15 protein-coding genes and 2 pseudogenes are annotated in these 19,356 nt (G+C 40.2%); 11 read left to right on the forward strand and 6 right to left on the reverse strand.

The window, feature by feature from the left end:
- Positions 1-84: 84 nt before the first annotated feature.
- Entirely contained in the window at positions 85-2,259 is a 2,175-nt protein-coding gene (yccS, locus tag AC4CVD_RS04770) for a YccS family putative transporter (protein WP_005399911.1), read from the reverse strand.
- 142 nt (positions 2,260-2,401) lie between these two features.
- On the opposite strand from yccS, the pseudogene AC4CVD_RS04775 reads away from it, so the two are divergent.
- Positions 2,402-3,600: pseudogene (locus AC4CVD_RS04775) on the forward strand (multidrug effflux MFS transporter).
- 75 nt (positions 3,601-3,675) lie between these two features.
- On the opposite strand, the pseudogene AC4CVD_RS04780 reads toward AC4CVD_RS04775, so the two are convergent.
- A pseudogene (locus AC4CVD_RS04780) lies at positions 3,676-4,126 on the reverse strand (nitroreductase family protein); the annotation flags it as partial.
- Positions 4,127-4,712: 586 nt separating this feature from the next.
- Between AC4CVD_RS04780 and AC4CVD_RS04785 the strand changes: the two are divergent.
- The 3 genes from AC4CVD_RS04785 to AC4CVD_RS04795 all read left to right on the forward strand — a co-directional run bounded on the left by AC4CVD_RS04785 (position 4,713) and on the right by AC4CVD_RS04795 (position 9,344).
- Positions 4,713-6,047, forward strand: a complete 1,335-nt coding sequence (locus tag AC4CVD_RS04785) for a DcaP family trimeric outer membrane transporter (RefSeq protein ID WP_114837460.1) — start codon at positions 4,713-4,715, stop codon at positions 6,045-6,047.
- Between the two features lie 505 nt (positions 6,048-6,552).
- Positions 6,553-7,794: a sodium/glutamate symporter gene (gene gltS, locus AC4CVD_RS04790; RefSeq protein WP_004981109.1), complete on the forward strand. Its 1,242-nt coding sequence runs from the start codon at positions 6,553-6,555 to the stop codon at positions 7,792-7,794.
- A gap of 74 nt (positions 7,795-7,868) precedes the next feature.
- Positions 7,869-9,344 carry an alanine/glycine:cation symporter family protein gene (locus AC4CVD_RS04795; protein ID WP_078388425.1) on the forward strand — a complete coding sequence of 492 codons (1,476 nt, stop codon included), beginning with the start codon at positions 7,869-7,871 and terminating at the stop codon, positions 9,342-9,344.
- 49 nt (positions 9,345-9,393) lie between these two features.
- On the opposite strand, the gene chrA is transcribed toward AC4CVD_RS04795, so the two are convergent.
- The gene (gene chrA / locus AC4CVD_RS04800; protein WP_114837459.1) at positions 9,394-10,584 is read right to left on the reverse strand and encodes a chromate efflux transporter; all 1,191 of its coding nucleotides are present in this window, start codon (positions 10,582-10,584) and stop codon (positions 9,394-9,396) included.
- A 138-nt stretch (positions 10,585-10,722) separates the two neighbouring features.
- Between chrA and AC4CVD_RS04805 the strand changes: the two genes are divergently transcribed.
- Together AC4CVD_RS04805 and AC4CVD_RS04810 are read left to right on the forward strand one after the other, a co-directional pair.
- Positions 10,723-11,721: a patatin-like phospholipase family protein gene (locus AC4CVD_RS04805; RefSeq protein ID WP_114837458.1), complete on the forward strand. Its 999-nt coding sequence runs from the start codon at positions 10,723-10,725 to the stop codon at positions 11,719-11,721.
- 303 nt (positions 11,722-12,024) lie between these two features.
- Positions 12,025-12,546 (forward strand): acyl-CoA thioesterase, encoded by a 522-nt coding sequence (locus AC4CVD_RS04810; RefSeq protein ID WP_004694449.1) that lies wholly within the window; start codon positions 12,025-12,027, stop codon positions 12,544-12,546.
- 245 nt (positions 12,547-12,791) lie between these two features.
- On the opposite strand, the gene AC4CVD_RS04815 is transcribed toward AC4CVD_RS04810, so the two are convergent.
- Positions 12,792-12,995 carry a hypothetical protein gene (locus tag AC4CVD_RS04815; RefSeq protein WP_004694446.1) on the reverse strand — a complete coding sequence of 68 codons (204 nt, stop codon included), beginning with the start codon at positions 12,993-12,995 and terminating at the stop codon, positions 12,792-12,794.
- 475 nt (positions 12,996-13,470) lie between these two features.
- Between AC4CVD_RS04815 and AC4CVD_RS04820 the strand changes: the two genes are divergently transcribed.
- From AC4CVD_RS04820 to AC4CVD_RS04835, 4 genes are all read left to right on the forward strand, one after another.
- Complete coding sequence (locus tag AC4CVD_RS04820; RefSeq protein WP_490752226.1) at positions 13,471-14,472, forward strand: CobW family GTP-binding protein; 1,002 nt, start codon at positions 13,471-13,473, stop codon at positions 14,470-14,472.
- Positions 14,473-14,543: 71 nt separating this feature from the next.
- The gene (locus AC4CVD_RS04825; RefSeq protein WP_004694442.1) at positions 14,544-15,074 is read left to right on the forward strand and encodes a YaeQ family protein; all 531 of its coding nucleotides are present in this window, start codon (positions 14,544-14,546) and stop codon (positions 15,072-15,074) included.
- Positions 15,075-15,123: 49 nt separating this feature from the next.
- Positions 15,124-15,462 (forward strand): FKBP-type peptidyl-prolyl cis-trans isomerase, encoded by a 339-nt coding sequence (locus AC4CVD_RS04830; RefSeq protein WP_004981094.1) that lies wholly within the window; start codon positions 15,124-15,126, stop codon positions 15,460-15,462.
- A 131-nt stretch (positions 15,463-15,593) separates the two neighbouring features.
- On the forward strand, positions 15,594-17,468 hold the full coding sequence (locus AC4CVD_RS04835; RefSeq protein WP_490752228.1) for a sensor domain-containing diguanylate cyclase: 1,875 nt from the start codon (positions 15,594-15,596) through the stop codon (positions 17,466-17,468).
- Positions 17,469-17,500: 32 nt separating this feature from the next.
- Here the strand turns inward: AC4CVD_RS04835 and AC4CVD_RS04840 are convergent, their stop codons facing one another.
- Positions 17,501-17,947: a GNAT family N-acetyltransferase gene (locus AC4CVD_RS04840; RefSeq protein ID WP_078388431.1), complete on the reverse strand. Its 447-nt coding sequence runs from the start codon at positions 17,945-17,947 to the stop codon at positions 17,501-17,503.
- 295 nt (positions 17,948-18,242) lie between these two features.
- Here AC4CVD_RS04840 and AC4CVD_RS04845 point away from each other — a divergent pair, with 295 nt between their 5' ends.
- Positions 18,243-18,761 (forward strand): hypothetical protein, encoded by a 519-nt coding sequence (locus tag AC4CVD_RS04845; protein ID WP_078388432.1) that lies wholly within the window; start codon positions 18,243-18,245, stop codon positions 18,759-18,761.
- 8 nt (positions 18,762-18,769) lie between these two features.
- Here AC4CVD_RS04845 and AC4CVD_RS04850 read toward each other — a convergent pair whose 3' ends face one another.
- Entirely contained in the window at positions 18,770-19,354 is a 585-nt protein-coding gene (locus tag AC4CVD_RS04850) for a TetR/AcrR family transcriptional regulator (RefSeq protein ID WP_078425416.1), read from the reverse strand.
- Positions 19,355-19,356: the final 2 nt, after the last annotated feature.

Consider the following 19,356-nt stretch of genomic DNA (forward strand, 5'->3'; position numbering starts at 1 on the left):
GTGAAAGTAACAGATTTAAAACTGCAAAAAGTTTAGCATCATTTAGAGCATTTCAGTGAGTATATTGTTCCAAAATCACCCAAATTATAATGAAGCTAGTTCTGTGGCCTCATGATCCCGTTCGTGGCTTAAACTTTGCTTCAACCGACTGAACTGATTCAAGATGCTAAACATCAAGGAAAGCTGTTGTAAAATAATCAATGCCTTCTGATCTTCCTCATTATTTTGGCTTAAACGCTGACGAATGGTCTGTAGCATATTCTGGGCAGTTAAATCAGGCATTTCATCCCGCAGGAGCGCACCTTGGATATTGTCAAAAGCGCGATCCATCAATTCTAAAATTTCTGGGTCGTCAATTTTTTCGCGATGAGCCCCCAACGCTGCTATATAGCTAATAAAAGTATGATTGAGGCACAAGAACTCAAACGCCAAGCTTTTTTGCGTTGGGTCAAAGTCGGGCTCGGTGGCTAAAGTGGAAATGAGTGAAGCAACTTCGGCGTCTGTATTGTGTGCCGCACGACGGACCACGCGATAATTCAGGCCATTGTTGCGTCCAGACTTATACTGTTCAATTACCTCAGCTAAATAATCACATTGCGCGGAAAGCGAACGGTAAATTGTGCGGGGGAGGCGACGGAACTTCCAGTCTGGGAAAATGAAACTCACGCCTAACCATGCCAGACCACAGCCAATTAAGGTATCCATCATGCGCGGAAGGGCAGCTTCATATCCCATACCATCTAAGTTGAAGTTAATCAGCGCCAAGATAGTGATGAAAGCGGTGGCTTGAGCGTATTGTTTACTGCGAAGCTCAAAGAAAAGTACTCCGCTGATGACCAATACGAGAAGTTGTCCTTCAATCGAAGGTACAAAGTACAACACGGCATACCCTAAAATGATTCCGACCAACGTCCCTACGATACGTAAACGTAAACGACGTTTGGTTGCGTTGAAGTTGGGCTGACTGACAAATAGTGCTGTAAGTAGAATCCAGTACCCATATTCAATGTTGGTGACTTGAACAAAGATATATCCAACTAATAGCACGATAGACAAACGAATCGCATGCCGAAATAACACCGATTCTGGGGTGAGATGTTGTTTAATCCGAACTTTAATGTCATCCCAGCCTTTCAGGTCATCATCTTTGAGCTGGCTTTCGATATGCTTGGTTTTATCGAGCTTAATATTGCGTTCAGTTTCTAAGTTACGTAGCTGCGCATCAATCGACTTTAAGTTTTGATACAGCGAAAACAGAGCATTGACCCAAATTTGGTCATATTGTTGTTCGTCTCTGAGCTTTTCTAGTGATAAACGGAGGTTTTCAAATGCATGTTTAAAGCGTTTATTATGGGTGTAGGTTTGCCGGTTTAAGATACTGCTGCTTAAGTCTTTACAGGCTTTGGCTTGAATAGATAAAATTCGTTGAAAGCGGAATAAAATATCGCTGTGTTGAAAAATTTTCGCCAGTTTTTGATAGTCAATATGTGCTGAATCTGCACGTTCATGAATATCTTGTGCCACAAAATAATATTGCAGACTGCGACGGGTATCTCGTTGTCCACGGTCACCTTTTAAACGGGTGAGTAGGGCGGTTTTCATGTCGTTGAAAATTGCAATTAATTTACCATTTTCCAACGATAGTTCAATCATGCTCTGTTGATAGCTGTTAGCTGTCATATCGACATCAAAGAGGTTGGATTTGGCAAACAGAAAATCGGCGAGTGAGGAATAACACTTCGATAGATTGTCTTGAACCTGACGAACGGGAAAGAGCAGAAAACTGATAGTTGAAATAACACTATACCAAATTGCTCCAATCACCAGCAGAGATGGTTGTGTATACCAGTTGTCAAAAAGTCCGACACCGAGCATGGAGTAAACGGAAACCACTAAGCAACCATAGGAAATGGTGGCATAACGACGTCCCAGTGAGCCCAGTAAAATTAGACCAATACACGAAACGATTAGACCCAGTGCGAATAAAATTGGATGTGGAAATAAAAAGTAAATCGACGTTGCGGTAATGAAAAAGCCAATATAGGTAAAAATTAAATTCATGATCCGCACGGAAAAGCGGTCATCAATATCACTTAAACCCGCAGCAACTGCGCCGAGTGTCAGTGGAATAGTTGCCAGTTGAAAACCCATAAAATATGGAACAAAAGCAGTCCCTGCAAAAGTAATGACCATGCGGAGGTTATACATGAAGGTTGTATTATAAGTAGCCTGTTTTAGACTCGTCAGCCATGCTTTCAAAGGGCACCTTTGTTTGTCGCTTAGGGTTGGACAATTTTCAAATATGAGAATATGTGAAATTTCACCTGCTCTGGTATAAATCATACTATGGAGCGTGTAAACTTGTCTGCAAACTCTCTTTCAAAAAACATAAATTAATCCTATGTCGAATACACAGGAAAAAGCGGTCTATTCCAACGCTTGGATTCTCTTACTTGCCTCACTGACTGCGCTTGGTCCACTGTCTATTGATATGTATTTACCTGCTTTGCCACAAATGGCAGATGATTTCGGGGTAAGCACACAAATGGTGGCCAACAGCTTACCTGCGTACTTCTTAGGCTTGGCTATTGGACAACTGATTTATGGCCAGTAAGTGACCGAATTGGGCGGAAAAAACCGCTGTATTTTGGACTGAGTCTCTACATTATTGCCAGTTTCCTGTGTGTGTTTGCAAACAGTGAGTGGAGTCTCATTGCCGCTCGGGTTTTACAAGCCTTAGGCGGTTGTGTAGGTGTGGTGATTGCCCGTGCTGCGATTCGTGACCGTTTAGATATGCAAGCCTCAGCCCAAGCATTTGCCAGTATGATGATCGTGACCACCATCGCGCCGATTATTGCACCGAGTTTAGGCGCGCTGGTACTGAGTTTCAGTAGTTGGCATAGTATTTTCGCCTTTTTGATGGTCGTTGGTTTGGGAAGCCTGTGCTGTGTACACTTTTTCTTTGAAGAAACTTTAGACCCGAAGCGCCGTTTAAAGCTTAACTTTAACCAAGTTTTAAATCTCTACGGGGCGATTCTGCAAGATTCGAGCTTTAGACGTCCGATGTTTGTTGGATGTTTTGCTGGGGCTGTACTCTTTTGCTATATCAGTGCTTCTGCTGCCATTCTGATGGATGGTTACGGCTTAAGTCAGCAAGTTTTTGCCTATGCCTTTGGTGCTAATGCAGTTGGGATTATGCTGTTCTCGACCTTAAATAAACGTCTGGCACAAAAGTTAAGTGTGTTTCAGCGCTTAAAATTAGGCAGTTTTTTGCAGTTAGCTGGTGTGGGGTTGTTGTTGGTAGCGGGTAGCATGACGCATGCGCCGTTATATATCGTATGTGCAGGGATGTTTCTCGCTGTCGCAGCAATCGGTTTTACAGGGCCAAATGCCATGGCGATTGCAATGTCTGAGCAGGGTGCACGGGCAGGAACGGCCAGTGCGATTATGGGCAGTATGCAATTTGGTTGTGGTCTACTTTGTGGTGTGATTCTTAATTTTCTACTCTGGTCGGCACTTTTGAATATGGCCATTGTCATGGCTATTTTTGTGGCTTTGGTTTTGTATTATGTGTTTAAGCTTGAGCACGAAAAAGCCTAAAAATTTAAGTCGTGACTATATAAAAAAGAGACTCATTTTAGTCTCTTTTTTATATTTAAATAAATGCTTTAAATCTCACTCATTGTTTAAGAATACTGCAAAATCTTCAACTGGTACGCGTGGTGTTATAAAGCGATTGACGATCTGCTCAGGATCCGCATAACCCATCGTCATGCCGCAGACCAATTCTTCAAATTGTGCAGCACCAAGTATATTCAGCACGAGAGCATGAAGATGATTCCATGCGGCTTGTGGGCAAGTGTCTAAGCCCCGTACTTTGGCTGCAATCATGACATTTTTCATCATCATTACAAATTCATTTCGCGCCGATGCTCATAGCTTGATTAACTATTAAGAATAGCCCAACAGGTGTATCAAAAAATTGGTCATTACATGATTGCAGCTGTGCGATTTTCGCTTTTTCAGCTTTTTGAATATTAAGCAAGCCATACGAGCCCTAACCATTTTCACTGCGGTGCTCAATAAAAGGCGAAATCCATTTTTCTGGATAATATGCAAAAGTTTCTTATTATTAGATGTTTTTTCAGGATGTTCAGACGGTCTAAATTGAGTTTGACGAGTTTGCTCAAACATTTTGTTAGGAGTTTTCCTATGAGCACATCTATTTGCCATAATCGTGTATTCGTATCGGATAATATTTCATTCACTATGCTCAATAATAGTCTGAATAGTTAGGCTTTTTTGGTGCAAAGCTGTGATTTTGACCCATCATTGCGCATAGATGGCTATCTATTAGACTAAGACTTTAGTTATAAGAAAAAAATATAGATCTTAAATAAAACTCAGTCTATATTTAAGAAAATATGAAGAATTGTTACTTAATTATTGCAAAAGTCTGTCTAAATTGTAATTTGATGCTTCAAAGCCAATCGCGAATAACATCAATTATAGTTTGAAATTGTGTGCATTAGACTTTAGTGGCAAGAGTAATAAAAGGTCATATCTTAAAACATCGAAATGTGCGATTTTTCATCTTTATAAGATTACTTTGCATATGAAAAGACCAAAACGGAGTGGTCTTTTGTGCAAAAAATTTTACTGAAATGGAATTTTTGATTCACTATTAACAATGTAATAAAGGAAGTTTGTGTATGCGTTTAGCCCTCAATAAAAAGCCATTTATCGCTCAAAGCCTAGCACTTAGTGTGGCTGCTCTGATGATGACAACAACTCATGCTGCAACCAAAGAACAACAAGAACTCGCTCAGTTACGTGCCGAAGTTGCAGAGCTAAAAGCATTGATGCAACAGCAGCAACAAGTTCAACAACAACAAGCCGTTCAGATTCAACAAGTCAAAGCACAGCCAGCTCCTGTAAAAGCTGAATCTCCACTGTCTTCGTTCAAATCTAAGTCTGGCGCAGACATTAACCTGTATGGTTTTGTTCGTGGCGATGCAAACTACATTATTGAAGGTCAAGATGACGACTTTAACAAAGTTGCAAGTTCAGATGGTAAAACTAAAGACAAACTTCGTGCAACAGCAAAAACGACACGTTTAGGTTTAGATTTCAATACCAATGTGGCTGGTGATAACAAATTGGGCGGTAAAGTAGAAGTCGACTTCGCTGGAACAAATGAAGCCCTTCGTATTCGTCATGCATATTTAACCTATAACAACTGGTTATTTGGTCAAACTACATCTAACTTCCTGTCTAACCATGCACCAGAAATGATTGACTTTGGGACCAACGTGGGTGGTGGTACAAACCGTCTTCCACAAGTACGTTATGGTTTTAACTTGGCGCCTGCAACGAAATTATTTATTGCTGCGGAAGAAGGGAATAGTTCAGCAAACCAGCTTAAAGTTACCACGACTGATGGTGTAACTAAGAGGGAGACTGTTAGTTCAGATGTGAAATATAGCTTACCAGTATTAACTGCGAAATTAACGCAAGGTTTTGCAGATGGCAAAGCGAATGCATCTGTTCGTGGTTTAGTGGAGCACTATAAGTCTGAATCATCTGGTGATGATAAAACAGGTTGGGGCTTAGCTGCTGGTGTAAACTATCAAGTGATTGATCCTTTAAAACTAAGTGCTGATGTGTCCTATGTACAGGGCAATAGCAACTACTTATACGGAAGCAATACAGCATTTTATGTAAATCCAGTGAATGGCAATATCGAGCAAAATGAAGCGTTTGGTGTACAAGTGGGTGGTACGTATAAATTCAACGAGAAATTACGTTCAACTTTAGCCTATGGCGCACTCTTTGCAAATGATGGTACTGATTACGCGCGTATAAATTACGAGCGTAAAAATACTGCTGCGAATGAAGAAGTTTATCAAGCATGGATTAACTTCATCTATTCACCAGTTAAGCCATTGGACTTAGGTGTTGAATATATCAATGGTAAACGTGATACCTTTGCTGGTGAAAGCAAAAAAGATAACCGTGTTGGCTTAATGGCGAAATACAGCTTCTAATCATGTGGTGATATAGTTGTAGTTTAAAAACAGGAGCTTTAGGCTCCTGTTCTGTTTTAGTCGAGAAATTTATACAGACTAAATACATTTTGAATATAGACTTAAGTATTGGGTCAGAAAAAAATAAGTGAAATAGTTGGAAATTATTGTAAAAAAATAAAGATTATCTATAAAAAATCTGCATAATGTCCGTCTTTCGCCCATATTGTGCATTTATTGCTTGTTTTTGAGCCAATATGGGGCGGTTTTGTGATTTTTTTCAAAAAACCGTATCTGTGTCCAAACATTATTGGGCATTACGTTATTTCAGTTTACTCATTGTGTAGAACTGAACATGTTATGCATCAGATCGCTTAGTTTGTTACCAATTTACCCATTGCCTGAATTTCCATACGCAAGACTGAGTTTGTCTCAGATTTACGAAATATCTCTTGAAGTATCAATGAATTCGGTGGCTTATTAGCCAGATAACAAAATCTAAGCATCCGCTTTATGGACAATTGTCATGGAATTTACTTTTAACGCTTTTTATACCTTGATTGCTGCTGTCATTGTTTTGTTACTTGGCCGCTTCTTGGTAAATAAAATTGGTTTCTTGAAACGCTACAACATTCCTGAGCCTGTCGCAGGCGGTTTAGTTGCAGCGATTATCTCCTTGGTTGTGCATAGTCTTTGGGGCTATAGCATCACGACCAGTAGCGAATTGCAAACAAGTTTTATGCTGATTTTCTTCGCCTCAATTGGCTTAAGTGCAAACTTTGCCAAATTGCGTGAGGGTGGGATCGGTCTGATTATTTTCTTGATGGCTGTCGCTTCATTTATTGTGGTGCAAAACTTTGTCGGCATTAGCCTTGCAACTTTATTGGGCATTGACCCACTTATTGGGTTGATTGCAGGTTCAATTACCTTAACTGGTGGTCATGGTACTGCGGGTGCTTGGGGTGAAATTCTAGAAGTTAAACATGGTATCCAAGGTGCATTAGCTTTGGGTATGGCGAGTGCGACATTTGGTTTGATTATTGGTGGTTTGATTGGTGGTCCTTTAGCGAAGTTACTTATTAACCGTTATCAATTGGCGACACCACGTACCAATGAACAAATTGAAAAGAGTGATAACACTCCACTGACTGATATTAATTCAACAGAATATGTACCGTTTGAATATCCACATCGTGTGCGTTTAATCACTGCGGATAATGCGATTACCACATTAGGTTTGTTTGCAGGCTGTTTGGCTTTTGCTGACTTTATGACCGGCCATATGAAAGGCACAATGCTTGAGTTACCGACTTTTGTTTGGGCGCTTGCAGGTGGTGTGATTTTACGTAATGTGTTGGAAGGTATTTTCAAAGTTCAAATCTTTGACCGTGCGATTGATGTATTTGGTAATGCATCATTGTCGTTGTACCTTGCGATGGCTTTGCTTTCGTTGAAATTATGGCAATTGGCTGACCTTGCAGGTCCGCTTGTGGTAATTTTAGGTGCACAAACAATTACGATGGGCTTATATGCTGCATTTGTGACATTCCGTGTGATGGGTAAAAACTACGATGCTGCGGTGCTATCTGCGGGTCACTGTGGATTTGGTATGGGTGCAACCCCGACTGCGGTTGCAAACATGCAGGCGATTACCAACATGTATGGTCCTTCGCACAAGGCATTCTTAATTGTGCCTTTATGTGGCGCATTCTTTGTAGACTTGATTAACGTGGCTGTCATTCAGTCTATTTTGCAATATTTTAACTAATTGGAAATGCAATTTGCCCTAGGAAACTAGGGCTTTTTTGCTTTCAGGTCTCTCACAATAATTAGGATATCGAGATGAATGATCAATTAAATGAAACATTACTCGGGTGGGTGAATACACTGAATGGACCTCTGTGGGACTTTTTGGTGATTTTCCTTGTTGCGGTCGGTTTGTTTTACACCCTAATTACGGGTGCAGTACAGGTTCGCTTATTTTTGCACAGCATCAAGGTCATGAAATCAAGCCGTAAGGAATGTGATGATGATCATGGCATTACACCTTTTCAGGCTTTTGTCACTGGGCTTGCTAGTCGTGTAGGTGTGGGTAATGTTGCGGGCGTTGCGATCGCAATTGCGATTGGTGGGCCGGGTGCAGTATTTTGGATGTGGGTCACTGCATTTTTAGGCATGAGTTCGGCTTTTGTTGAGTCATCTCTTGCACAGTTGTTCAAGGTGCGCGACCAAGAAAATAAACAGTTCCGTGGTGGACCTGCCTACTATATTACCCAAGGCCTGAAACAAAAATGGTTGGGTGTAGTCTTTGCTGTTGCGCTTATTTCAACCTATGGTTTTGTGTTTAACGCAGTACAAGCCAATGCAATTACAGGTGCAACAGCACATGCATGGGGATGGGATAAAGCCAATCTAGCATTTGAACTCGGCGGCATTCATATTGTGGTGTCTTGGGTTGGACTAGGTTTAGTCTTGCTGACTGCGATGATTATCTTTGGTGGAATCAAACGTATTGCCAAAGTGGCAGAAAGTTTTGTGCCATTGATGGCCTTGTTGTATTTGGCTGTTGCTTTATATATTGCCGTAATTAATTACGCTATTTTACCTGATATCTTCCAGCTCATTTTCTCTAAAGCTTTTGAGTTTGAAGCTGCTGCTGGTGGTTTCTTCGGTGCGATGGTTTCTATGGCAATGATGATGGGGATTAAACGTGGTTTATTCTCTAATGAAGCAGGTATGGGTTCAGCACCGAATGCGGCAGCTGCATCGGATGTAAAGCACCCTGTAAACCAAGGTTTGGTACAAATGCTCGGTGTATTTGTGGATACCTTCGTGGTGTGTTCATGTACAGCGATTATTATTTTGGCCTCAGGACTTTATCATGATGCGGGCTTTGAAGGCGTAGCGCTCACCCAAATGGCTTTAGAGAGCCAAATTGGTTCTTGGGGTGATGACTTCCTTGCAACGATTTTGTTCATGTTTGCCTTTTCATCAGTCATTGGTAACTATGCCTATGCTGAAGGGAATGTGCAATTTATCAATAACAATGCCAAGGTGATGTTCGTCTTCCGTATCTTTGTTTTGATTATGGTATATCTCGGTTCAGTGATGAGCGTGCCTCTCATTTGGAACACTGCGGATTTGTTCATGGGTATCATGGCCACCATTAACTTGTTTGCTATTTTGCTGTTAACACCATTCTTATTGATGCTGTTAAAAGACTATTTGGCACAGCTGAAACAAGGTGTGAAAGAGCCAGTGTTTAAATTGGATAACCATCCTAAATTTAAAGACAAAGTGAAATCAGATATTTGGTAATTATTTAGTACATAAAAAAGCCTCTACATTGATAGGGGCTTTTTTATGGCTATTTAGCCGCTAAAGAAAACAACAGCTGATAGAGTGCAAAACTTAAAATCAGGCTTAGCCAAATCTGGAGTTTGGTTCGAAGCATTAAAATAACAGCGATTACAAAAACTAAGTCAGTCCAATGCTTGAAATAACTTTGTCCCATTTGTATCACTAAACACAGCAGTAAACTTACCACTGCCGCATTGATCCCAATCACGGCTTTCCGGATCGCAGCTTGCTGCATAAGCCAAGACCAATAGGGCAAGGTTGCAAAGATTAAAAAGAATGAGGGTAGAAAGATTGCTAAAGTGGCTAGAACCACATTCAGCCAGACAAATGGCGTTAAAGGTAATAAAGCACCTAAGTAACTGGCGAAACTAAATAAGGGGCCGGGCATGAGTTGAGCCAGCGCATAACCTAAGTCAAATTGTTCGGCAGATAAAATATGGCTGACGACGAAGTCCTGATGTAAAAGTGGCAAAATAATATGCCCACCACCAAAAACCAAAGATGCTGCTTGGTAAAAACTGAACAGGCTCTGTGAGACGAGTGAAGAAGATGAATGCCACACTATAAAAACTACAAAAGGCAAAACAAAGGCAATCAGCCAAAGATAAGCCCGCTTAGCTTGGACTTTTGATTTTAAGCTGCTGTCTTGAAGCTTTGATGTCGAATCTGATGCGAAATAAATACCGACGAGAGCAGCAACAAAGATGACGATGACTTGGCTGAATGACCATGGCACAAAGTAAAGAAACAAGGTGCTAAGTAACATCAGCACATATTGCCAGATAGTTTTGCAGAAACTTGTCAACATTTGCCAAAAGGCCCAGACCACCACAGCAAAAACGATCAACTGAATGCTATGTAGTGTCATCGCACTGAGTTGATTGAAATACTGCTGACCCAGTACCGCAAAACATGCCATGAGGAGCATAGACGGCAAAGTAAAACCGAGCCAAGCCGCGCACGCACCGCGGTAGCCTTGGAGTTGATAACCAATGGCAATACCCACTTGGCTGCTGGTCGGTCCTGGGAGCAATTGTGCGAGAGCAACCAACTGGGCATATTCAGCATCACTCAACCACCGAAGTTGTTGTACAAAATGTCGGTGAAAAAACACCAAATGAGCAGCAGGGCCACCAAAAGACAAGCAGCCCAATTTTAAAAAATGCAGAAAGATGCGAATGAGCTGCTGAGTGTGCATGTTGAATTATACTGAAAAATTGAAACAGATTATAATAGAGAAATATGACGCTTTTACGAAAAACAACAGTACTTGGACTGCTGATTTTCATACACTATGCTGCTGGAAAACTTCGCTCTATCTCAACCTCGGTGAATCATGTTAAACATTAAACTTAGCCTTATGTCGTTTACATTGCTCGCTTTAGCAGGCTGTCAAAGCATGCCCAAAGTGGCTCAAGAAACGCCAAATCAGGCTTTTTCAGCCGAAACTGAGTCAGGGGAACCCCAAGAGCGACTCAACCAGATTAACTTTAAACAGCTCAAAAAAGAACAAAACCGCCCAATCATTGCCTTGGTGTTGGGGAGTGGTGGTGCACGTGGTTATGCACATATTGGCGCAATTCAAGTTTTAGAGCAGTCGGGGATTCGTCCCGACTTTATCGTGGGAACCAGTGCCGGTAGTATCGTCGGTTCACTGTATGCTAGCGGTAAAAATGCCAATCAAATTCGTGATATTGCGCTGAATATGAAAGCCAATGATGTGCGCGATATCCGTTTGGACATGAAAGGTTTCTTTGATGGTCAAAAAGTTGAAGACTATGTCAATGAACAAGTGAACGACATTCCACTTCAACGCTTACCTATCCCGATGTATGTGGTGGCGACGCAGTTAAAAGAAGGCAAAAAAGTCGTCTTTAACTATGGCAATACTGGGCAAGCAGTTCGGGCATCGGTATCGATCCCGAGTATGTTCATTCCAACTAAGATTGGTACTGATGAATATGTAGATGGTGGTTTAGTCAGCCCTGTACCTGTTGATGTGGCACGTAAGTTAGGGGCAGATATTATTATTGCGGTCGATATTTTGGCGCAGCCGCTGTATACCGAAACGTCAAATGTCTGGGGGCTGTTTAACCAAAATATCAATATTATGCAAAAGAACCTTGCGCAAATAGAGTTGAAAAATGCAGATATTGTGATTCAGCCAGACTTGCGTGAGAAAGTACATATTTTTGATGTCAGCGGACGTGAGTTGACCATGCAAGCTGGGGTCGATGCAACCGTTGCACAGTTAGGACAGATTCAAAAAGTTTTTGCGCAGAAAAATTATAAGCAAAAATTGAATATTCAAAGTATTCAAGTAAGAACGCATTGATCTGGCGCGATGTAGAAATAAAAGCCTGAATGGGCTTTTATATATCTCTATAACTCGAAATACAGTGGATCAGGCTCAAAGCCATTTATGTGCGACGAAAATATCACAGCGAGAATGTTTTTGAATAAATTAAAATTTAAAGAAGGCCTATAGATTCAAACGCTTAGTCTTCTTTATATATATTTTTTTGAATGATACTTAAATCACTATAAATAATAATGATGGTTTTGTTACCAAATTTAGTGTTCAAAACCGATATAATAAATGTCACATATCCTATTATCTTACCAATTAGAGAACGCGATGTCCCCATTAGATCAAATTGCTGCGGCTGCGGATGACCAGTCTGAACTCACTATGTCGGTCTTAATGACACCTGATATGGCGAATTTTTCAGGAAATGTGCATGGTGGCACCATTTTGAAACTGTTAGACCAAGTGGCATATGCGTGTGCAAGTCGTTTTTCAGGAAGTTATGTGGTGACCTTATCGGTTGATAAAGTTAATTTTAAAGAGCCGATTCATGTCGGCGAGTTAGTGACTTTCTTGGCAAGTGTGAACCATGTTGGTCGTACTTCAATGGAAATTGGTATTCGTGTTGAAGCACAAAATATTCAAAAGCGTACAGTACGCCATACCAATAGCTGTTACTTCACCATGGTTGCGGTAGATGAAAATGGTAAGCCAAAACAAATTCCTGCGTTGAATTTGGACAATGACTGGAAGCGTTGTCGTTTTGAAGCGGCAGAACAACGTAAGGTCGCGCGCTTACAAGAGAACCATCATCCTTCGTGCAGTATTTATAAAAAAGCATCGCATAGTTAAGTTTAAAAAAAAGATCTCCAACATAGGGGATTTTTTTTTATGTCTGACGTTGATGTTTTGAATAGAAGCTCATATGGGAAAACTATGCAAATTTGGCTTTCTGCACCTGTTGATCTCGAACTGCTATAGTCAATGCACATAAATAAAAAGAAACCAAGATAGGATATATCTTGGTTTCAAGTGACGCTAAAAAGTTGTTGCGATCCAGCAGGAGAGTAAAGCCACTGGATCTCTCAAAATTTCAATTATTTAGCAGCTTTTTCTTGATTCGGTTGTTCTGCTGATGCTTCCGAAGCAGGTGCATTTGCACTTAAGTCTGTAGTTTCAGCTGTTTCTTGGGTTGATACTACAACTTTGTCTTCTTGAGCTGGCGCTTGTTGAGGTGCAGCAAAAGTTGCAAAGCTCGCAGCTGTTAAAGATGTTGCAATAATTAAGTGAGAAAGTTTCATGGTTTTGGCATCCTTATATTTTATAGATAAAAATAGTTCAGACTGATCATCACATCAATTTGAACTGAGCTTCATGCTATCGCCTGAATATCTGCGGTTCAATCGAAGCAACAATGTGAAAAGTGCACATTACCTAAAACTACAGATGATGAAAAAATAGTGAGCTTTAAGTAACAAGTAGAAGTTTTTTGTGAATAGATTGAGATAAAAAGAAGAATTAATGATCAATATGGATGTTTGAAAACTCACATAAACTGTACAAAGCATGCGAATTAAGTGCGAAACCCTAATTTCAGTATTGAGTAAAATGTAAGGAAGTTTGTCCAATAGGGGTATAAATGAATGAAATGTCAGCTAACTGAATGCTGAGTGTTCGATGCCATGGATTTGAGATGAGAAAATTGGTTATTTAAATTAAGATAAAGGCTTATTTTATTGTGCTGTTTTTATCATATTCCATGCTAGGTATAAAATTTTGAAACTGATGTCGATGCCGCAGGCGGTTCCTACGCATATTATTTCGGGCTTTCTTGGTGCAGGTAAAACCACTTTGCTCATGCATTTGTTAGGTCAGAAACCGGAACATGAAATTTGGGCGGTACTGATGAATGAGTTTGGGCAAATTGGCGTAGATCAACAGCTCATGCCACAAGCGGAAGGCTATGCGGTGAAAGAATTACTCGGTGGTTGTTTATGTTGTAGCAGCCAACTACCGATGCAAATAGCACTGTCTCGTTTGCTTTCAGAACAAAAGCCTGATCGGCTGTTTATTGAACCCACAGGCTTGGGACATCCAGCACAGTTACTGGAGCAACTGACCGAGCCACATTGGCACTCGACCCTGCACATGCGTGCTCCGATCACCGTGCTGGATGGTTCGCGTTTACATGATCATGCATGGACAGCACAAAATCTCTATCAGGATCAATTGAAAGCGGCGCAGATTGTGGTGGTTTCGCATCAAGCTCATATGCAAAAAACAGATCAAGATGCTCTTGAAAAACTGCAAACCGAATATCAGCCTTATGCTCAGCAGTGGCTGATGGCAGAGCAGGGCAAGATTGAGCTTGCGCAAATCGATTTTGAGTACATCGGAACAAAACGACTAAAGCAGCCTTTACTGAACATTCAGCAACAGTTGAAAGCGACTCAACAAGATTTTCCTGAGATTAAACAGTTGCCGTATCACTATGTAGAAACGGCGCAAGGTTATAGTGTTGCAGGTTGGAAAATGCCGAAGCGTTGGGTTTTTGACTTTTACGATTTATTAGATTTACTTTGTGAACAGCAAGATTGGCGACGGATTAAAGGAATTTTCCATACCAATCAGGGGTGGAAGGCATTTAATTTCAATCCTGAACAATTTAACTATCAAGATGTTGAAGAAGGGATTGATAACCGAGTTGAATTGATTGTTCAAAATGAAAGAGATTGGATAAGGTTTGAAAGTGCACTTTTTGCATGCCGCATTGAGTAATGACTTAAATTGTTTTAAGCAAAAAAAGCCGAAATCTTATATGCTAGTCGGCAAATTTGAGGATGGTATGTATGGCGCTTAAAGCTACAATTTATAAGGCAGATTTGAATATTGCCAATATGGATGTCCACCAATATGGGGACTATCAACTGACTTTGGCATTGCATCCTTCAGAAACCATTGAGCGTTTGATGGTGCGTTTGTTAGCGTTTGCACGTTTTGCGGATGAAGCTTTAGAGTTTACCAAAGACTTATTTGAAACCAATGAGCCTGCGCTGTGGGAAAAGGACCTCACGGGTCAGTTGGTGAAATGGATTGAAGTGGGCAGCCCAGACGAAGATAAAGTGAAAAAAGCCAGTGCACGTTGTAAGCAAGTGGCGATTGTCACTTATGGCACAGCGGTCGATGAATGGTATAAGCGCAACAGTAAGTTGAAGACATTGAACAATGTTGAAATTTGGCAGTTGTCGACTGCAAGTACTGAAGCAGTTCAGGCCCTGTGTGAGCGTACCATGCAACTTCAGTTGAATGTGATGGATGGTGAGTGGACCTTAATTGGTGACCATGCACAAGCCATTATTGAATGGACGAAATTGCAATAAGCATGCAGTTTAACTAGATTTATTGATTGAACAGGTTGGGAGCGAAAACATGAGCGCAGAATTAGAAATTATTGATTTGGTTGTCGGTGAAGGTAAAGAAGCGGTTAAAGGTGCTTTAATCACCACGCATTATACGGGTTGGTTAGAAGATGGAACCAAATTTGACTCATCTTTAGACCGCGGGAACTACTTTGAAACTGTGATTGGGACAGGCCGTGTCATTAAAGGTTGGGACCAAGGGATTATGGGCATGAAAGTGGGTGGTAAACGTAAACTCATCGTGCCATCACATTTGGCTTATGGTGAGCGTAAAATGGGTAATATTATTCCTGCCAATTCAAATTTGATTTTTGAAATTGAGTTGTATGATGTAAAAACACGTGATTAATCAAAAATATTGATAAATAAAAGAGTCAATTACAAGGATGTATTTGATTCATTTGTAAAAACACTTGGTTTTTAAGAAAAACATTTGTAGATTAATTATTAGGCAGAGCGTATTTAAGGGAAGAGTCGCTTTTGTATAGCTCATTGAGCAAACGGTCTTTGTTTGGGTTTGTTTTAAGCTGTTTGCTGGTTTTAAGTTTGATACCTTCGACGTGGGCACAATATGAAGCTGAGCCCACGCAGTATTATTTGCATCAAAAAAATGTCAATGACATTCAATTCACCGAACAAACCACCAGTTATTTAAAAGGTACATGGTCTTATTATGACCAAGAGCTGATTTCTCAGCCTAATCGTAAACTCCCTTCTAAAACTACCGAATTGCCAATTTCATTTCAAGAACTTACAGGCAGTAATACGGGTTATGGGACTTTTGTCGGTCATTTCAAAATTCCGGATGAATTTATTGGCCGAAGGCTAGCCATTCATATCCCCAATCAAAATTGTGCTTATCGGGTTTATCTCAATGGCGATTTTTTAGTTCGTTTAGGGGATGTCGCGGATAATGCGGGAGCACAGCAAACAGAAAATGCACCGCGGATTGCTTATTTTGTCCCTGACAGCCCCTATTTTACTTTAAGTATACAAGCCTCAAACTTTAACAATTTACGCGGCGGCCTTGAAAGCCCCATGCATATTGGCATTGCTAAAACGATTAATCGACATTATCAGCAACTGATGATGAGTATCGCCATGATCTGTGGCGTGGTGTTTGGTGTAGGAATGTTCACCATCATGTTCTCGATGTTCCGTGGTTCAGATGAACGGAATAGTAAAAGTATTTTTGTTTTTGGTATTTTTATTTTATTTCTTGCCTTACATAATCTTTTTACTGCGCCATATGCTTATACGACCTTCCTAGATATCAACTGGTTGTGGGGCATACGTTTAGAATATTTATTTATCTATTTAGCGGTCATATTTTTTTTGAGCTATATGTATTTGCTCAATCAGTACTATTTACAGCGTTGGATTTATACCGTTTCCATTTTGGTTTTGACCTTGAATATCGTCATTACCTTGTTATCCGAGCAAGTTGTTTTTGAGCAGCTGGCTTTTTATAGCGCATTTTTCAGTATTGTTATTTTGCTTAATTTTGCCTATGGTTTTTACCTTACTTTAAAGACCAAACAAAAATATTCGAAAATCAATTTATACGCCGTGGTATTGCTGTGTATATCGGTCATTCATGACTTTTTACTAACGCTACATGTGATTGATTCTATTCATCTATCTTTTATCTCTACCAGTCTGTATGCACTTTTGGTGATGTTCCGACAATCACGTAACTATGCTTATCAGACTTACCATACCGAACGTTTAAATAATAATTTAATTGAATTGAATGATTCTTTAGAGCAAAAAGTGCAACAGCGCACCTCTCAATTACATGACTTAAATGAAAAACTCGAATATCAAATTCAAATTGATGCCTTAACAGGCGCCTATAATCGGCGTGCATTGAATCAGGAAATTCAGCAGCGCTTTATTGAAACACAACAAAATAGTCATGCAACTTTGGTTTTTGCCATGATGGATGTCGATTATTTCAAAAATTATAATGATTTCTATGGGCACCTAAAGGGCGATGAAGTTCTGCAAAATCTGGTCAAAGTGATTGGTGCAGTACTGCCACATAATGCCTACTTAGCACGCTATGGTGGGGAAGAGTTTGCCATTGTTTTATATAATGTCCCAATTGCGATTATTAGTCAGATTATGCAAACCGTTTTAGATGCAGTGCGTAGTGCGCGCTTTGAGCATCATAACCGCCTAGATGGCAAAGATTATGTAACTTTGAGTATGGGGGTGTCGTGGATGGATCATGAAACGATTTATGCCAATATTCATGACCTTATGAAAGCGGCCGATTTAAAGCTTTATCAAGCCAAAGAAGCGGGCCGTGATCAGATGAAAATGCCCAATGAATCCTATGAAAATGAGTGAATTTAGTTGAGTCATACTTCTGTTAATAAACCTTAGGATAAGAGTTTAACCATGGTCACCATTTTGGGATTTGGAATGTCTTGGACATGGATTTGAAAGCCATGTTTTTGATAAAAAGAGCATGCTGTTTGGGTGCTTTCTAAACTAATTTGGTGAATTTTTTTACGTTTAAGATGTTCAATAACGGTTTCTAATAAGGCTTTCCCAATACCGCGCTGTTGTTCAGCGGATGAAATATAATTGAGTAAAATACGACCTTGATCACTGACCATAATAAAACCCACTACGTGCTGATTGAGTACATAAACCCAGCTGTCGTTATAGTGCATCCACATAATCAGGTTGGATTGGGTTTTATTTTCTAGCCAAATTTGAATCGTACTTTCATGGCGATGATGGTCTTTGATACATGATCGAATACTGTCGTGCACGACATTTAAAATTTCAGGAATGTCCTGAAGTTGGGCTGCCCGTATCATCTTTTCTTCTTAGAGCTATAGAAACAGCTATTTCATGCTAGCGACTGTATTTATTAAATTGAATTACTGTTAGTACGGATGTAACTTTGTTGTTCAATCGCACTAAGTTAATTATTTTTTATAGTGATTTTGTGAGTGAAAAATCACATATCGTGATGCCTTTCACGTTTGTGCGAATATGTGTTGAATCACTTGAATTGGTCTGAGAATCAATACCCAATTACAAGTCATCGAATTGAGCATTTGAGTTCATACGTAGTCTGTTTTAATTAATTTGGTGTTTATTTGAGCGATAATGCTGTATTTTAAAAGGGAATACTGGTTACGAGAGCAGGGCATGGCGACATTTTTACTGATGATTTGCATACTCATTGCTTTGGTTGCGGCATCTATTATTGTAATCAAAATTCAAAAAAAGCACCGCTTTCTGAAGCGACAAAAAAAAGTGGTTGAATCGGAAGCAGCATCTGTGCAAATGGCAACGCATACCAATAGAGCACCTCAGGTTGAGCGTGTTATTGAAGTTGATGCTTATGAACAAGAGCTGTTCGATGACGTGGCGACTCTATTTTTAGATCAAGCGATATTGCTCACGGTCGAAGAAGATGCAACGTTAATGCAAAGCACATTATTGGTCAAAATGCCTGCGAAAACCCAGACGCAAATTCGCAAAATGGATTTAAATGAATGGTCTATTTTTTGGAGCTTTTATGATCAGTCGCTTGAATATTATGTAAGTCGTTATGGCATGTTTTATACGCATATTGACCGCAGTGGATGCGAGCATAAAAAAAGCTATCGTACTCGGGATTGATCTCTTGCTTAAGCCTCCACAGCGTCCATCACAGCTATGGATAACTGCTTAAGAATTCTTTCTGCAACATGAGTTAGATAGAAGTCATCCTGTTTTAAGCGTGTCATTAAGATTGCCCCCTCATAATCGGCAACACTGATTTTGGCCAGTACCTCAGCTTGAGCAATAGGCATGACTTGCTGAAAGTAGTGTAACAACGCCAATTCCCAATCTTGAAAAATCGACTGAATTTTGAGATGAATTTGTTCGGATAAATGCGGGATTTCCAAAGACAGCATTCCGACTAAGCAACCTTGAACACCCGCACTAAAAAAGCGGACAGCTTGCTGGTGCAAGTGTTCAAAGCGAACGCAATACTCCAAGTGCGTATCACACAAAATGCTGAACAGTTTATGGTTTAAGTATTGCTGGCTGACTTGCAAAATATCTAAAACCAAAGCTTCTTTATTGGGATAATAATAATAAAATGCCGCTTTACTGAGCCCACAAGACTTTGCTAGTAAATCCATACTGGTGCCTGCATAACCATGGGTTTTAAAGGTTTGCATGCAATGCAACTGGATTTGTTCTTTACTCAGTTTTTGTGGGCGCATAG

This window comes from Acinetobacter sp. LipI_23 (assembly GCF_058243045.1).

What these genes read in the sequence shown, in the direction of transcription:
- AC4CVD_RS04795 (WP_078388425.1), top strand. Translation starts at nt 7,869, where the DNA reads ATGAATGATCAATTAAATGAAACATTACTCGGGTGGGTGAATACACTG.
- AC4CVD_RS04815 (WP_004694446.1), bottom strand. Translation starts at nt 12,995, where the DNA reads ATGAAACTTTCTCACTTAATTATTGCAACATCTTTAACAGCTGCGAGC.
- chrA (WP_114837459.1), bottom strand. Translation starts at nt 10,584, where the DNA reads ATGCACACTCAGCAGCTCATTCGCATCTTTCTGCATTTTTTAAAATTG.
- AC4CVD_RS04840 (WP_078388431.1), bottom strand. Translation starts at nt 17,947, where the DNA reads ATGATACGGGCAGCCCAACTTCAGGACATTCCTGAAATTTTAAATGTC.
- AC4CVD_RS04805 (WP_114837458.1), top strand. Translation starts at nt 10,723, where the DNA reads ATGTTAAACATTAAACTTAGCCTTATGTCGTTTACATTGCTCGCTTTA.
- AC4CVD_RS04845 (WP_078388432.1), top strand. Translation starts at nt 18,243, where the DNA reads ATGCTGTATTTTAAAAGGGAATACTGGTTACGAGAGCAGGGCATGGCG.
- AC4CVD_RS04810 (WP_004694449.1), top strand. Translation starts at nt 12,025, where the DNA reads ATGTCCCCATTAGATCAAATTGCTGCGGCTGCGGATGACCAGTCTGAA.
- gltS (WP_004981109.1), top strand. Translation starts at nt 6,553, where the DNA reads ATGGAATTTACTTTTAACGCTTTTTATACCTTGATTGCTGCTGTCATT.
- AC4CVD_RS04785 (WP_114837460.1), top strand. Translation starts at nt 4,713, where the DNA reads ATGCGTTTAGCCCTCAATAAAAAGCCATTTATCGCTCAAAGCCTAGCA.
- AC4CVD_RS04825 (WP_004694442.1), top strand. Translation starts at nt 14,544, where the DNA reads ATGGCGCTTAAAGCTACAATTTATAAGGCAGATTTGAATATTGCCAAT.
- AC4CVD_RS04850 (WP_078425416.1), bottom strand. Translation starts at nt 19,354, where the DNA reads ATGCGCCCACAAAAACTGAGTAAAGAACAAATCCAGTTGCATTGCATG.
- AC4CVD_RS04830 (WP_004981094.1), top strand. Translation starts at nt 15,124, where the DNA reads ATGAGCGCAGAATTAGAAATTATTGATTTGGTTGTCGGTGAAGGTAAA.